At 67.4% G+C, this 13,482-nt stretch carries 14 protein-coding genes and 1 tRNA gene; 9 read left to right on the top strand and 6 right to left on the bottom strand.

Translation table 11 applies throughout. From position 1 onward, the window contains the following. Positions 1-27 precede the first annotated feature (27 nt). Together BMW51_RS11110 and BMW51_RS11115 are read right to left on the bottom strand one after the other, a co-directional pair. Positions 28-729 carry an RlmE family RNA methyltransferase gene (locus BMW51_RS11110; protein ID WP_093006396.1) on the bottom strand — a complete coding sequence of 234 codons (702 nt, stop codon included), beginning with the start codon at positions 727-729 and terminating at the stop codon, positions 28-30. Positions 730-733: 4 nt separating this feature from the next. Then, on the bottom strand, positions 734-1,771 hold the full coding sequence (locus tag BMW51_RS11115) for a Ppx/GppA phosphatase family protein (protein WP_177171655.1): 1,038 nt from the start codon (positions 1,769-1,771) through the stop codon (positions 734-736). Between the two features lie 159 nt (positions 1,772-1,930). Between BMW51_RS11115 and BMW51_RS11120 the strand changes: the two genes are divergently transcribed. Then, positions 1,931-2,004: transfer RNA gene (locus BMW51_RS11120), tRNA-Gln, on the top strand. A 120-nt stretch (positions 2,005-2,124) separates the two neighbouring features. On the opposite strand, the gene BMW51_RS11125 is transcribed toward BMW51_RS11120, so the two are convergent. After that, complete coding sequence (locus BMW51_RS11125; RefSeq protein WP_245708446.1) at positions 2,125-2,979, bottom strand: serine hydrolase; 855 nt, start codon at positions 2,977-2,979, stop codon at positions 2,125-2,127. Positions 2,980-3,119: 140 nt separating this feature from the next. Here BMW51_RS11125 and BMW51_RS11130 point away from each other — a divergent pair, with 140 nt between their 5' ends. From BMW51_RS11130 to BMW51_RS11140, 3 genes are read left to right on the top strand one after another with little or no spacing between them, the layout of a single operon-like run. Next, positions 3,120-4,532, top strand: coding sequence for a glycoside hydrolase family 47 protein (locus tag BMW51_RS11130; RefSeq protein ID WP_245708447.1), 1,413 nt, complete (start codon positions 3,120-3,122; stop codon positions 4,530-4,532). A 31-nt stretch (positions 4,533-4,563) separates the two neighbouring features. After that, positions 4,564-5,178, top strand: coding sequence for an OB-fold-containig protein (locus tag BMW51_RS11135; protein WP_093006398.1), 615 nt, complete (start codon positions 4,564-4,566; stop codon positions 5,176-5,178). Positions 5,179-5,209: 31 nt separating this feature from the next. After that, positions 5,210-6,937, top strand: a complete 1,728-nt coding sequence (locus tag BMW51_RS11140) for a flotillin family protein (protein WP_093006400.1) — start codon at positions 5,210-5,212, stop codon at positions 6,935-6,937. Between the two features lie 340 nt (positions 6,938-7,277). Here BMW51_RS11140 and BMW51_RS11145 read toward each other — a convergent pair whose 3' ends face one another. From BMW51_RS11145 to BMW51_RS11155, 3 genes are read right to left on the bottom strand one after another with little or no spacing between them, the layout of a single operon-like run. Beyond that, a complete protein-coding gene (locus BMW51_RS11145) occupies positions 7,278-8,312 on the bottom strand; it encodes a ferritin-like domain-containing protein (RefSeq protein ID WP_093006402.1) in 1,035 nt (344 codons plus the stop codon). 13 nt (positions 8,313-8,325) lie between these two features. Then, complete coding sequence (locus tag BMW51_RS11150) at positions 8,326-9,345, bottom strand: ferritin-like domain-containing protein (protein ID WP_093006404.1); 1,020 nt, start codon at positions 9,343-9,345, stop codon at positions 8,326-8,328. Further along, complete coding sequence (locus BMW51_RS11155; protein ID WP_093006406.1) at positions 9,330-9,509, bottom strand: hypothetical protein; 180 nt, start codon at positions 9,507-9,509, stop codon at positions 9,330-9,332. Before BMW51_RS11155 ends, BMW51_RS11150 begins: the two co-directional genes overlap by 16 nt. Before the next feature lie 130 nt (positions 9,510-9,639). Between BMW51_RS11155 and BMW51_RS11160 the strand changes: the two genes are divergently transcribed. Genes BMW51_RS11160 through BMW51_RS11175 form a run of 5 tightly spaced genes read left to right on the top strand, consistent with a single transcriptional unit; the run spans position 9,640 to position 13,478 of the window. Then, entirely contained in the window at positions 9,640-11,163 is a 1,524-nt protein-coding gene (locus tag BMW51_RS11160; RefSeq protein ID WP_093006407.1) for a peptide chain release factor 3, read from the top strand. Positions 11,164-11,205: 42 nt separating this feature from the next. Further along, a complete protein-coding gene (locus tag BMW51_RS11165; protein ID WP_093006408.1) occupies positions 11,206-12,321 on the top strand; it encodes an alpha/beta fold hydrolase in 1,116 nt (371 codons plus the stop codon). A gap of 37 nt (positions 12,322-12,358) precedes the next feature. Beyond that, a complete protein-coding gene (locus BMW51_RS11170; protein WP_093006409.1) occupies positions 12,359-13,009 on the top strand; it encodes a peptidylprolyl isomerase in 651 nt (216 codons plus the stop codon). 47 nt (positions 13,010-13,056) lie between these two features. Next, the gene (locus BMW51_RS16120; protein ID WP_177171637.1) at positions 13,057-13,203 is read left to right on the top strand and encodes a hypothetical protein; all 147 of its coding nucleotides are present in this window, start codon (positions 13,057-13,059) and stop codon (positions 13,201-13,203) included. Further along, positions 13,200-13,478, top strand: a complete 279-nt coding sequence (locus BMW51_RS11175; RefSeq protein ID WP_093006410.1) for an acylphosphatase — start codon at positions 13,200-13,202, stop codon at positions 13,476-13,478. The genes BMW51_RS16120 and BMW51_RS11175 overlap by 4 nt, the downstream gene beginning before the upstream one ends. Positions 13,479-13,482: the final 4 nt, after the last annotated feature.

The following is a 13,482-nucleotide window of genomic DNA, read 5'->3' on the forward strand; positions in this document are numbered from 1 at the left end:
CCGAATCGCATACCGGATGCACGCGCGTCACGCGTCGGCGTCGTCCGTCACCTGCTCGGCCGCGCCCGCGCGTCCCTTGAACCCCTGCGCGATCACGTACCATTCGGACGAATCCTTGCGGCTGGCGGGGGGCTTGGCGTGCTTCACGGTGGTGAAGTTGCGCTTCATCTCCGCGACCAGATCGGCATCGGCACCGCCCGCGAACACCTTGGCGACATAGGCGCCGCCCGGGCGCAGCACGTCGATCGCGAAGGCGAGCCCGGCCTCGACCAGTGCCATCGTGCGCAGGTGATCGGTCTGCTGGTGGCCGACGGTGTTCGCCGCCATGTCGGACAGGACGAGGTCGGCGGCGCCGCCCAGCGCCTCGGTCAATTGATCGGGCGCGGCATCGTCCATGAAGTCCATTTGCAGGATCGTCACGCCGTCAATCGGGTCGACCGGCAGCAGGTCGATCCCGACCACGGCCGCGGCGGGGGTGCGGCGCTTGACCACCTGGCTCCACCCGCCCGGCGCTATGCCGAGGTCGATGATTTTCTTCTGCCCGCGCAGGAAACCGAACCGCTCGTCGAGCTCGAGCAGCTTGTACGCCGCGCGGCTGCGATATCCTTCCGCCTTGGCCTTGCGGACATAAGGGTCGTTCAGCTGGCGCTCCAGCCAGCGCGTCGACTGCGCGCTGCGCCCACGCGCGGTGCGGACGCGGGTGCGACCGCCTGATCCTCCTCTCGACATAAACTCAGCGTGCTTCCATCAATCGCCGCAGGATGCCCTCGCGAATGCCGCGATCGGCGATGCCCAGCCGCTCGGCCGGCCACAGGTCAAGGATGCCCTCGAGGATCGCGCAGCCCGCCACCACCAGATCGGCGCGCTCGCGGCCGATGCACGGGAACCGCGCGCGTTCGCTGATCGACATGCCGGCGAGATCCTGACTGATCCGCCGCATCGCCGCGGCGGGCGCGATCAGCCCGTCGACCTTGGCGCGATCGTATCGCTCCAGCTCGAGGTGGACGCTCGCCAGCGTCGTCACGGTGCCGCTGGTGCCGAGCAGGCGGGGGCGCTCGCCGGGCGAGGGCAGTCGCGCCGCGAAGGGGGCGAAGCTGTCGCGCACCAGCGCGCGCATCCGGGCGTAGCTCGCCGCACGCTCGGCTGCGCTGTCGCCGCCGCCCGCGCTCTCGGTCAGCGACACGACACCCCAGGGTGCCGAATGCCAGTCCTTGACCGTCGGCACGGTGCCGCGCGTGTCGATCAGCACCAGTTCGGTCGACCCACCGCCAATATCGAACACCAGCGCGGGGCCGGTTCCGGGTTCGAGCAGCGCGTGGCAGCCGAGCACCGCTAAGCGCGCTTCTTCCTCAGCGGAGATGATGTCGAGATGGATGCCCGTCTCGTCATAGGCACGCGCGATGAAGTCGTGGCCGTTCGACGCGCGGCGGCACGCCTCGGTCGCGACCGAGCGCGCCAGCGTCACGTTGCGGCGGCGGAGCTTGTCCGAACAGACCTTCAGCGCCGCGATCGTGCGCTCGATCGCCTCGTCCGACAGCTTTCCCGACGAGGCGAGCCCCTCACCCAGCCGGACGATGCGCGAGAAGGCGTCGACCACCGCGAACCCCTCGCCCTGCGGACGCGCGATCAGCAGCCGGCAATTGTTGGTGCCAAGGTCGAGCGCGGCGTAATGCCGTGCAAAGCCGCTGCGCGGGTTCGCCGGTTGCTGCCTTGCCGAACGGGCGGGAGCGGAGTCCCGCCGGCGCGGCAATTCGGCGGGAATTTCCACCATTGCCGTCAATCTCACTTTTTTCTTCCGTCACGAAACCGCTCGAACAGCGATCCGCCGGTGCTTGGAGCGCAGGCTAGCAGCGCGGGTTGAGCACGGCAAGCGGCATGGCAAAATGGGCGTTGACAGTCGCGAAGACCCGGCATAGAGACGCGCCCTCGTTGCCCGATCCTCTAATGGTAAGAGAGCGGACTCTGACTCCGTCAATCAAGGTTCGAGTCCTTGTCGGGCATCCAATTCCCTGTCGCGTGACAGGCGCTTTCCACATTTCGCGCTAGACTGACGGCAAGGCGTTCAGGGGCATCGCGGCTCGAAAGCTCGCGCAAATCACCCGAAGCGCGTCGGATCGCTTCCGATCACCGCAGCTGCATAAAAACAGACAGCGCGTTGCGCGTGCTGTCGGCGAAGCGGTCGTAGACGAGGCGCGCGACTGCGGCGATGCCGGGCTGACGGTCGCGACCGCCGCGCGCGAAGATCGCGATCGCGACGCGGTGGCCGTCGGGCATGGTGATGAACCCGACATCGTTGGTGACGCCGTCGAGCGTCCCCGTCTTGTCCTCCACGGTCGTGCCCGGCGGCAGCAGTGCGCGGATGCGCCGCGTGCCGGTCGCGCAGCGGCGCATCAGGTCGAACAGATAGGCACCGCTACGCGCGGTCAGGACCGTCGCGTCCTCCAGCCTGCTGAGGAACGCGACCATCGCGGTGGGCGTGGCGACGTCCTTCACATCGGCCAGATGGCCGCGCTCGCGGAGCAATTGCGCGATGGTCCGGTCGACGCGGATGCCGGAGAAGCCGTGCGCGTTGAGCCATTGCTGCACGACCACGGGACCGCCGACCGCGGCGAGAAGCTGGTCGGCGGCCTGATTGTCGCTGCGCACGATCATCAGTTCCATTACCCGGCTCGCTGGGCGGCCGGCGACCATGTTGGAGAGGGTACGGCGACCGGCATCAACCTCGGACAAATAGACGGCGGCGATCGCGAGCTTGACGGTACTCGCCATTGCGAAGGGTAGATGGCCGTTCACCGCGACGTTCGACCCGTCGCGCAGATCGAGCGCGGCGATGCCATATTCGCCCGAGCGCCCGCCCACCAATGCCCTGAGCTCGCTTTCCAATCGCACGAGATCGGCCGAGGTGGCCGATGCGGGTGTCGGCAAGAGGAAGCTGGCGGCCATGCCGGCGAGGAGGAGGCGAAGCAGGGCGAAGCGCATGATCGGACGCGATTTACCGCGAGCGCCGACCTCAAGCAAACCGCTCGTTTTCGGTTTGGCGAAAGCGTTCGCGCGGGAACGCCGCGATGGACGCCCCTGCCGCTCACCGTCATGATGAAGCATCGAAAAGGGGCGATCACGTGAACATCAGCAGGCGAACGATTCTAGGCATCCCCGCCGGGCTGGTGGCCGCCGGTGTTTCCGGCAGGGCCGAAGCGAACGCGGGCACGGACTGGCACGCGCTGGCCGATGATGTCAGGTCGCAGATGGCATGGGCGTGGGACCAGTATCGGCAGCGCGCCTGGGGCAAGGACGAGATCAAGCCGGTCAGCGGCACCTTCTCCAGCTTTCCGCTCAAGACGCACCATCTCGGGCTCAGCCTGATCGAGGCGCTCGACACCTTGTGGCTGATGGGCCTGGACACGCGGTTCCAGGACGGTGTCGATTGGGTGAAGGCCAGCTTCGACGCGGACGTGGACGGCGAGGTGTCGGTGTTCGAGACCTCGATCCGGCTGGTCGGCGGGCTGCTCTCCGCGCATCTCGCCTGCGGCGACGCGGTCCTGCTCGCCAAGGCGCGCGACCTGGCCGATCGGCTGCTCCCGGCGTTCGCGACGCCGACCGGCATGCCCTACCGTTTCGTCAATCTGAGAACCGGCGTACCGCGTGAGCCCGTCACCAGCCCCGCCGACATCGCCACCTATCTTCCCGAATGGGGGACGCTCAGCCGGCTGACCGGCGATCCGAGATACACCGCCGCCGCGCGCCGCGCGATGGTGGCGGTGTTCGAGCGCCGCTCGCCGCTCGATCTGGTCGCGACCAAGATCAACGTGCTGACCGGCGAATGGCAGTCGCGCACCGCTACGGTCGGCTCCTATTGCGACAGCTTCTTCGAATATCTGTGGGACGGTTGGCAGCTGTTCGGCGATGCGGCGTGCAAGCGGATGTACGACACGTGCACCGCCGCCATTCTGAAGCACCAACAGGTGTGGAAGGACGGCAATTTGTGGATCGCCGACGTCGATTTCGAGACGGGAGCGGTTGTCAGCACGGAGCAGGACGAACTCGCCTCCTTCTACGGCGGCCTGCTGGGGCAAGGCGGCGCGTTCCGGCAGGGTGCTGCGTACACGGAGAGCTGGGCGAAGGTGCAGGCGCGCTACGGCGTCCTGCCCGAAGGCTATGACTATGCCGCCGCGAAGCCGACGCAGGTCACCAACGCGTTGCGGCCCGAGCTGGTCGACGCGGCATTCAACCTGTGGCTGATCGACCGCGATCCACGCTGGCGCGAGATTGGTCGCCTGCATTTCGAAGCGATGAAACGGTGGAACAGGGCGCCGTTCGGCTACACCGACCTCGCCGACGTGACCGCCTCGCCTAAGCGTCAGGCCGATCACTGCCCGGGCTATTGGTGGTCCGAGCAGATGAAATATTATTATCTGCTGTTCTCGGACACGCCGCGGTTCGACTACCGCGACAATTATCTCTCGACCGAGGGCAACGTGCTCAAAGGTTTCCGCCGCGATGAGGCACAAGGTGCAAGGCGCCGATCGTCCTGACATCGTACCGGGCGCATGATAGTCGCAGCGGATGCTCGCCGTCTTCCTGACCCCGGCCTATCTGCCCTTCGCGATCGCGTTCGTCGTCATGATCGGCATAGGACTGATCGAGGCGATCGGTCTGGGGTTCGGCCATCTCGATGTCGGCGCGGATGGTATCGAGGGGCATGACGGCGTGCTTGACTGGCTTGGGCTGAGCGGCGAGTTGCCGATCCTGATCTGGCTCATATCGCTGCTCGGGTGTTTCACCCTGGTCGGGGTCGCGCTCCAGCAGGGTGCATCGGCGCTGACGGGCGCGCCACTCGGCTGGCCGCTGGCCGCGGTCGGCGCGCTGATCGCGGGTGGCGCGCTGAACACCGTCGTCGCGAATGGCCTGGCGCGCATCATGCCAGGGTTCGAGACGAGCGTGATCTCGACCGACGATCTGCTGCGTCGCCGCGGCACGATCCTGGAGGGCGCGGCGCGGCGCGGCGTGCCAGCGCGGGCAAAGGTCGTCGACGAACACGGGCAGGCGCATATCGTCATGGTCGAGCCGCACGACGACCGGACGGTCATCAAGGCCGGAGAGCGTGCCCTGCTCGTCCGTCGCGAGGGAAAACTGTTCTTCGTGCTGCCGGAAGACGATAGGCTTCTTCAATCGATCTGATAGACAAACGGCAGGCTAACCGGGGGGACATATGCCTGCATCGCTTCTGAACGTGCTGATCTACGCGGGCATCGTCCTGCTCGCCTTCGTCATCATCGGCATTATCCTGACCCGCCTCTACCGGCGCGCGACCAAGGATGTGGCGCTCATCCGCACCGGCTTCAGCGGCGAAAAGGTCGTGCTGAACGGCGGCATCATGGTCATTCCGGTCCTCCACGAACTGATGCAGGTCCGCCTGACGACGGTGAAGCTCGAGGTATCGCGGCTCAACAAGGACGCGCTGATCACGCTCGACAAGCTGCGCGTCGACGTGGTCGGGCTTTTCCATATCAAGGTGAAGCCCGATGCCGAGTCGATCGCGGCGGCGGCGCAGACGCTGGGCGATTCGGTCAACAATCCGGATGCGGTCAAATCGCTGCTCGACGGCAAGCTCGTCTCCGCGCTGCGTTCGGTTGCCGCGACGATGACGATGGAGCACCTTCACGCCAATCGCGCCGACTTCATCCAGAAGGTGCAGGAAGCGCTGCTTACCGACCTCGACATGAACGGCTTTCATCTCGAATCGGTGTCGATCACCCATTTCGACCAGACAGCGTTCGAGCATTTCAACGAGAACAACGCCTTCGATGCCGAAGGGCTGACTGTGCTCACCCGCACGATCGAGGAGCGCAAGAAGACCCGCAACGACATCGTCGCGACCAACCGTGTCGCGATCGAACAGCGCAACCTGGAGGCGAACAACCAGTCACTCGAGATCGCGCAGGCGGCCGAGCAGGCGCGGCTGTTGCAGGAACAGACCTTGTCCGCGCGCCGCGCCGAACAGGCGACCGCGATTGCGACCGCCGAGGCGGAGCAGACCCGCCTCGCCGAAATCGCGCGCATCACCGCGACGCAGGCGCAGACGGTCGCGCAGACCGAGGCGGACAAGGTGATCAAGACCGCGACGATCGCGCGCGACGGCGCGATCCAGACCGCAACGATCGAGCGCGACCGCACGATCGAGATCGCGCGCATCACCACCGCGGTGCAGACCGCGCAGAAGTCGGAGGAGGAATCGACCGCGACGGCGGCGGCCAACGAGGCACGCGCGCTGGCTGTCCGCGCGGAGGAAAGCGTCGCCACCGCCAAGGCGACCGAGATCGCCAACCGCAACAAGAACGTCGCCGTCATTGCCGCGACGCAGCGCGCGCAGGAAGAAGCGGTACAGATCACCGTCGCCGCTTCCGCGGAAAAGGAAGCCGCCGAGGCTCGCGCCAGCGCGTTGCGCACCGAGGCGACGGCCGAGGCCGATGCGGAAAAGGCGAGGGCCGAGGGACGCGAGGCGGCGTTCCGCGTCGACGCGGCGGGTCAGGCCTCGATCAATGAAGCCACCAATATCCTGAGCGACGCGCAGACCGCGTTGCTCGTCCGCAAGGCGATGCTGGAGGCGCTGCCCGCGATCATCGCTGCCGCGGGCAAGCCGATCGAGAACATCGACCGTATCAGCATCGTCGACGCACGCGGCCTGCATGGCGACGCGCCCGGCGGCGATGCCGGAACCGGTGGTGGACAGGGCAATCTGGCCGACGCCGCCGTCGCCGCAGCGATGCGCTACCGCGTCGGTGGGCCGCTGATCGACGGGCTGATGGCCGAACTCGGGATCGCGGGCGGTTCGCTGAACGGCATGCTCTCGGGCACCCGCGCCGGCAGCGAGATTGGCGCCGCATCGAAGAAGGCACCGCCGAACGGAGCAGCGGGGGTGGTGAACGAGGCCGCATAGGTCGGGCTCGCTCCATCCGATCGGGCGCTTTGCTGCCTGCATCGTCCGCTCGCTCTGACCAAGACGTCGCTTGCGTCCAAATGCGATCGGCTAGTTCAGAGTGCCGGCGCCACCGTCGGAACTTGCCGCTTGAGCCCGCGCGTTGGAGCGTCGATAGCCTTGCGCGTGGCCAATGATCCCAAGATTCAACGCGCGATCCGGGTCGTGCTGGTGCTGCTGTTCGTGGCGGTGTTCGGCATGATCGCGCTCGCCGCCGCATTGTTGCGCGGCTGAGCGGGCGCTTTCACGCGAAACCGCGCCCGCGCGTAAGCGCGGACGCGATTGGTTCAGGCGGGCTAACTCAGTTGGCGCCCGAGGTCCGCACGTTGCCGTTGACGCCCGCCGGGTAGAAGCCGCCCGCGTTCACCGCCGTGCGGTTCTGGTAGACGACGTTCAGCACCTGCTGCGGCGTGCGGCCGAGCACCAGACCGTCCGAGTTGGTCGGCACCAGGTTGGCGGCGCTGGCATCGCCGATCCCCTGGTCGGTGTCGGTCGCGCCGTCGAGACCGTCGCGCGCGTCCGAGATCTGCTGGATGCGCGTGTAGATCGTTGGCGCGGCAAGCCCGCGCTGCCACAAGGCGGAGCGGATCACGCCGTCGTGGTAGCATTCGGTCGTCAGGATGCCTGCCGCCGCTTCGATATAGGCCTTGTTGGTGATCAACCGCGCCGAGCCGCGATAGGCGGTGACGCCCACGTCGGTCAGCAGGTACGAACCGATCAGGAAGTTCTCGTCACTAGCGAAGGGATCGAACGTGTCGCTAGCGCCGATGACGCCCGCCGCACGTGCCGCGGCGGTAAAGGCGCCAACGGCCGTACCGCCCGGCGTCGTCACGCTCGCCGACCCCGACAGGTTGATCGACGGTTGCGCGACCGCCGCACTGCCGAGCGTGGTGCGAAGAAAGGTCACGTGCGCGATCTCGTCGGCCGCGATCTCGCGCGCATATTGTGCCAGCACCTGGTCGGTGAAGTTCACCTGCCGTGCCGCACCCGTGCCCGATCCGGTGATCACGCTGCCCTGCGTGCCCGCACCCGTCTGCAGGCTGGCCGCGATCCCCTGACCCGTGGTGGCGTAAGCGTAATAGTTCGCCTCCAGATATTCGAGCTGGAGCGCGAAATTCAGGACATCATTGTCGGCCACCGTACCCGATGTGGGCGTAGGTGTCGGGGTCGGTTGCGGCGTCGGCGCGTAATTGTCGTCCTCGTCGCACGCGGCGAGCAGTGACAGGCCGCCGGTCATCACCGCGGCGCCGCCGCACAGGCGGATGAAGTTGCGACGGGCGCTGCGCTGATGCTCGGTGCGCTCGATCATGTCGACGAAGCTGGTTTCGTTGCTCATCTGAACGCCTCCCTCAGTTCGCGCCCGAACGCGTCAGCGCCGGGTTGGGGTTGTTGGTGCCATTGGGGAAGAAGCCGCCGGCGGTAACCTGATTGCGGGTCAGGTAGACGATGTTATGCACCTGTTCGGGGGTGCGGCTGAACGTGCGGCCGTTCGTATCGGTCGGCACGAAGTTGGACGCGGTCTGCCCGTTGATCGTGACGGGCGAGATACCCTGATCGTCGTCGGCGACGATCGTCGGCAGTGCACCGGAGGCCGAGTTGCGATTGCCGTCGAGCGTGTCGCGCGCGTCGGAAATCTTGTCGGCGTTGGTGCGCAGTGCGGGCGTGGCGACACCGCGCGCGTAGAGCGCACCGCGGATGATCCCGGCGTGAAATGCTTCGGCTGCCAGGATACCCGCCGCCGCATCGAGGATGTCAACGTTGCTGATCAGCGGCGACGCGCCCTGATAGGCGGTGACGCCCACGTCCTCGAAGATGTATGCGCCGAGCAGGAAATTATCGTCGCTGGCATAAGGGTCGAACACGCCGCCGCTCGCCGACAAGTCGATCCCCGCGGCGGTCGCCGCCGCGGTGAAGGGCCCGCCTGCCGCGCCCGATATGTTGATTGCGGGTTGCGCCACCGCGACCGTGCCGAGCGCGCTGCGCAACGAGGCGACGTGCGCGGCCTCGTCCGCTGCGATCTCGCGCGCGTACTGGATCACGGTTCGATCGGTCAGGTTGGCCTGGCGCCCGCCCGTCACCGCACCTTGCGTGCCCGTTCCGGTCAATTGCGCGGCGGGAAGACCCGCCCCCGTCACCGCATAGGTGTAGAATTGCGCCTCGAGATATTCGAGATTGAGTGCGAAATTGAGGATGTCGGTGTCGCTGGGCGCCGCGGTCTGCGCCGTCGCCTGCGTCGAGAAGCCCATCATCGCCGCGCCGCCCGCGGTCAGCGCACCGACGCTAAGCGCGTGGCGGAAGAACTCTCGCCGCTCCTCGCGACGTTTCACGCGTCGATCGAGCGCCTCGATCAACTCTACACTATCGGCCATTTCGGTGTCTCCTCACCTGCGCCGGCTCGCACGCTCACGATCACGCTTGACCGCGGCAGGACGACACCGATCATCCGCCCCAACGCGCGGGCAGAGGAGAAAGAGGCGCCGATCTGGTCGTAAACCGCTGTCAGAACGCCATATTTTGTACTGATCTCGATCATTGATCGCGCTCTTGCCCGCGATTGCTCGCGGCTGTTCTCGCCCCCGAGTTGCTGCTAAGCGCGCGCCTTCACCACCGCGTCCGTCCGCCTGTCAGGCCGACCGTGCCGGTGACGTTCATCCAGGATCACCATGACTTCGCCCCGCCGTACTTTCGCGATCATCTCCCACCCCGACGCCGGCAAGACGACGCTGACCGAGAAGCTGCTCGTGGCCGGCGGTGCGATCCACCTGGCGGGCGAGGTGAAGGCACGCGGCGCGAACCGGCGCGCGCGCTCGGACTGGATGAAGATCGAGCAGCAGCGCGGCATCTCGGTCACCTCGTCCGTCATGACATTCGAGCGGGACGGGATCACCTTCAACCTGCTCGACACGCCGGGGCACGAGGATTTCTCGGAGGATACCTATCGCACGCTGACCGCGGTCGATTCCGCGGTCATGGTCATCGACGCGGCGCGCGGGATCGAGGCGCAGACGCGCAAATTGTTCGAGGTGTGCCGGCTGCGCAGCGTGCCGATCATCACCTTCGTCAACAAGGTCGACCGCGAAGGCCGCCCGGTGTTCGAGCTGCTCGACGAGATCGCCGACATCCTGGCGCTCGACGTGGCACCGATGAGCTGGCCGATCGGCATGGGCGGCGAGTTCGAGGGCGTGCTCGACCTGGAGACGGGCGGCGTCAGCCGACCCGAGGGCGACAGCCGCAATTTCCAGGGCAAGGTCGACACCGACGTGACGCTGCCCGAGCGGTTCGCGGAGGAAGTCGAGCTGGCGCAGGCGGGGTACGCACCCTTCGACGCCGAGGCATACCGCAACGGAGACCTGACCCCGGTCTATTTCGGATCGGCGTTGAAGGACTTCGGCGTTGCCGAGCTGATCGACGCGCTCGCGCGCCACGCGCCGCCTCCGCGTCCGCAGCCGGCCGAGCCCGCGCCGATCGCGCCCAACGCGGACGAAGTGACCGGGTTCGTCTTCAAGGTGCAGGCCAACATGGACCCCAACCACCGCGACCGGATCGCATTCATGCGGCTGTGCTCGGGCACGTTCAAGCGCGGCATGAAGCTGACGCCGACCGGCCACGGCAAGCCGATCGCGGTCCACTCGCCGATCCTGTTCTTCGCGCAGAACCGGGAGGTTGCGGACGAGGCGTTCCCCGGTGACATCATCGGCATCCCCAATCACGGCACGCTGCGCGTCGGCGATACCTTGTCGGAACGCGCCGACATCCGCTTTACCGGCCTGCCCAATTTCGCGCCCGAGATCCTGCGCCGCGTCGCGCTCAAGGACCCGACCAAGACCAAGCAGCTGCGCAAGGCGCTGGACGACATGGCCGAGGAGGGCGTGACGCAGGTCTTTTATCCCGAGATCGGGTCGAACTGGATCGTCGGCGTCGTCGGGCAGCTGCAGCTCGAGGTGCTGATCAGCCGGTTGGAGGCGGAGTACAAGGTCGCCGCCGGGCTGGAACCCGCGCCGTTCGACACCGCGCGCTGGGTGACGGGCGAGGCGGCGGACCTGAAAGCCTTCGCCGACCTCAATCGCGGCGCGATGGCGAAGGACCGCGACGGCAATCCGGTGTTCCTGGCAAAAAGCGCGTGGGAGATCGGCTACGTTGCCGATCGCTATCCCAAGGTCCGCTTCAACGCGACGCGCGAACGTTAGGACGCCACTGGTGCTTGCCCGGCGGGCGTGTAGCATGGCGCCATGCTGCTCTCGCTCCTGCTCGCCGCCGTCCAGGCGCTGACCCCATCACCGCAGGCCACACCCGCCGCGCCGATCGCGACCCGCGCCGCCAGCACGCCGGCGACCACGGGCAGATGGCCGACGCGCGAGGCCGACTACATGCTGCACGACTTCGCCTTCCGCTCGGGCGAGCGGTTGCGCGCGCTCAGGCTCCATTACACGACGCTCGGCACCCCGCACCGCAATGCCGCGGGTGAGATCGACAATGCGGTGATGGTGCTTCACGGCACCGGCGGCACGGGCAAGCAGTTCCTCCAACCCCAGTTCGCCGACCGGCTCTACGGCCCCGGCCAGCCGCTCGACATCCGCCGCTACTGGATCATCCTGCCCGACAATATCGGGCACGGCGGGTCGTCCAAGCCCTCTGACGGCATGCGGATGGCATTCCCGAAATACGATTACGACGACATGGTGGCGGCGCAGCACCGGCTGCTGACGCAAGGGCTGGGCATCAAGCGGATGCGGCTGATCATGGGCACGTCGATGGGGTGCATGCACGCCTTCGTCTGGGGCGAGACATACCCGACGTTCGCGCGCGCGCTGATGCCGCTGGGGTGCGAGGTGGTGCCGATCGCGGGATTGAACCGCATGTGGCGGCAGCTCGCGATCGACGCGATCACCAGCGATCCGGCGTGGATGGCGGGCAAGTACACCGCGGAGCCGGCGCAGGGTATTCGCGGGGCGGCGTCGCTGCTGTTCGTCGCGGGCGGCGCGCCCTTGTGGATCCAGGCCAATTACCCGACGCGCGACTCCGCGGTGACCTACGCGCGCGAGCGGGTGGCGGCGTCGATCAAGGGGATCGACGCCAACGACCTGATCTACCAGCTCGACGCGTCGCGGAACTACGATCCGTGGCCGCGGCTGGAGGCGATCACCGCGCCGACCGTGTGGATCAACTCGGCCGACGATTTCATCAACCCGCGCGGGTTCACCTACCCGGCGGAGGGCGTGAAGCGGATGAAGGATGCCACGTTCCGGCTGATCGCGGAGACGCCGGAGACGCGCGGCCACGGTACGCATACCTGGGCGAAGTTCTGGGAAGGCGACCTCGCCGCACTGTTGAAGCGGACCGAGTAGCTTGCGGCACGATGGCGCGACTTCTACCGCGGCGACCATGATCCGCTTCCTCGCCGCCGCCCTGCTCACGCCCCTGCTCGTCGCCCCTGCTACCGCGCAACGTGCCGATCGTGCGACGCCGGGGTGGGTGCGGGTGCGGCTGGAAACCGCGGACGGCCCGATGGTGATCGCGCTGGCGGCGAAGAAGGCGCCGGCGACCACCGCCAATTTCCTGCGCTACGTCGACGACGGGCGGTTCGACGGCGTGTCGTTCTACCGCACCGCGAAGAACAAGCGCGACCCGCGCTACGGCTTCATCCAGGGCGGCATCCGCACCGACGCGCGCCGTTTCCTCGACACCATCCCGCACGAATCGACCAAGAAGACCGGGATCAAGCACCTCGACATGACAATCTCGATGGCGCGGATGGGGCCGCCGGGGTCGGCCAACGGCAATTTCTTCATTACCGTAGGCGCGCTGCCGTCGATGGACTGGAGCCCGAGCAATCCGGGCTACGCCGCCTTCGGTCGCGTCGTCGGCGGACAGGCGACGGTGCGGCGCATCCTGGCCGAGCCGGTCGGCGGGCAGATGCGCGGCACGCTGATGCTGCGCCCGGTGCGCGTCAACCGCGCGGTCAGGCTCGACGGCAAGCCGCAGCCCACCGGACGCCCGCGGCCGTGGCTGATCGAGCGGCGGCGTGATGGCTGAACCTTCGCGGACTACGGCTCGTTGAGGCGGGCGAAGGAGACGATGCGATGCCCGACCAACCCAACAAGCCCGGCGGTGATTTCGAGCGCGACGACAAGGTGCGCTCGGTCGAGGACGAGCAGGCGGTGAAGAACCAGGGCCAGACCAAGCCCGAGGATTATCCCGAGCCCGCGAGCGGCGACCAGGTCGAGTGATCCGCCGCCGGCTGGTCGTGACCGGCCGGGTGCAGGGCGTGTTCTTCCGCGACTGGACGGCCGGACAGGCTCGCGCGCTCGGGCTCGACGGCTGGGTGCGCAACCGCGCCGATGGTTCGGTCGAGATGGTCGTCGCGGGCGCGACCGAGATGGTCGAGGCGATGATCGCGCGGGTGCGGCAGGGCTCGCCCGCGTCGCGCGTCGACGACGTCGCGGTTAGCGAGGACGTGTCGGGCGATCGGCTCGACGGTTTCGTGAAGCGCGCGACCGTCTGACCGC

It is taken from the genome of Sphingomonas palmae, from assembly GCF_900109565.1.
Classification (GTDB): Bacteria; Pseudomonadota; Alphaproteobacteria; order Sphingomonadales; family Sphingomonadaceae; genus Sphingomonas; species Sphingomonas palmae.

Excerpts from the sequence above, each read along its gene's own strand:
- BMW51_RS11110 (WP_093006396.1), bottom strand. The coding sequence starts at position 729 with ATGTCGAGAGGAGGATCAGGCGGTCGCACCCGCGTCCGCACCGCGCGT.
- BMW51_RS11115 (WP_177171655.1), bottom strand. The coding sequence starts at position 1,771 with ATGGTGGAAATTCCCGCCGAATTGCCGCGCCGGCGGGACTCCGCTCCC.
- BMW51_RS11125 (WP_245708446.1), bottom strand. The coding sequence starts at position 2,979 with ATGCGCTTCGCCCTGCTTCGCCTCCTCCTCGCCGGCATGGCCGCCAGC.
- BMW51_RS11135 (WP_093006398.1), top strand. The coding sequence starts at position 4,564 with ATGCTCGCCGTCTTCCTGACCCCGGCCTATCTGCCCTTCGCGATCGCG.
- BMW51_RS11140 (WP_093006400.1), top strand. The coding sequence starts at position 5,210 with ATGCCTGCATCGCTTCTGAACGTGCTGATCTACGCGGGCATCGTCCTG.
- BMW51_RS11145 (WP_093006402.1), bottom strand. The coding sequence starts at position 8,312 with ATGAGCAACGAAACCAGCTTCGTCGACATGATCGAGCGCACCGAGCAT.
- BMW51_RS11150 (WP_093006404.1), bottom strand. The coding sequence starts at position 9,345 with ATGGCCGATAGTGTAGAGTTGATCGAGGCGCTCGATCGACGCGTGAAA.
- BMW51_RS11155 (WP_093006406.1), bottom strand. The coding sequence starts at position 9,509 with ATGATCGAGATCAGTACAAAATATGGCGTTCTGACAGCGGTTTACGAC.
- BMW51_RS11160 (WP_093006407.1), top strand. The coding sequence starts at position 9,640 with ATGACTTCGCCCCGCCGTACTTTCGCGATCATCTCCCACCCCGACGCC.
- BMW51_RS11165 (WP_093006408.1), top strand. The coding sequence starts at position 11,206 with ATGCTGCTCTCGCTCCTGCTCGCCGCCGTCCAGGCGCTGACCCCATCA.
- BMW51_RS11170 (WP_093006409.1), top strand. The coding sequence starts at position 12,359 with ATGATCCGCTTCCTCGCCGCCGCCCTGCTCACGCCCCTGCTCGTCGCC.
- BMW51_RS16120 (WP_177171637.1), top strand. The coding sequence starts at position 13,057 with ATGCCCGACCAACCCAACAAGCCCGGCGGTGATTTCGAGCGCGACGAC.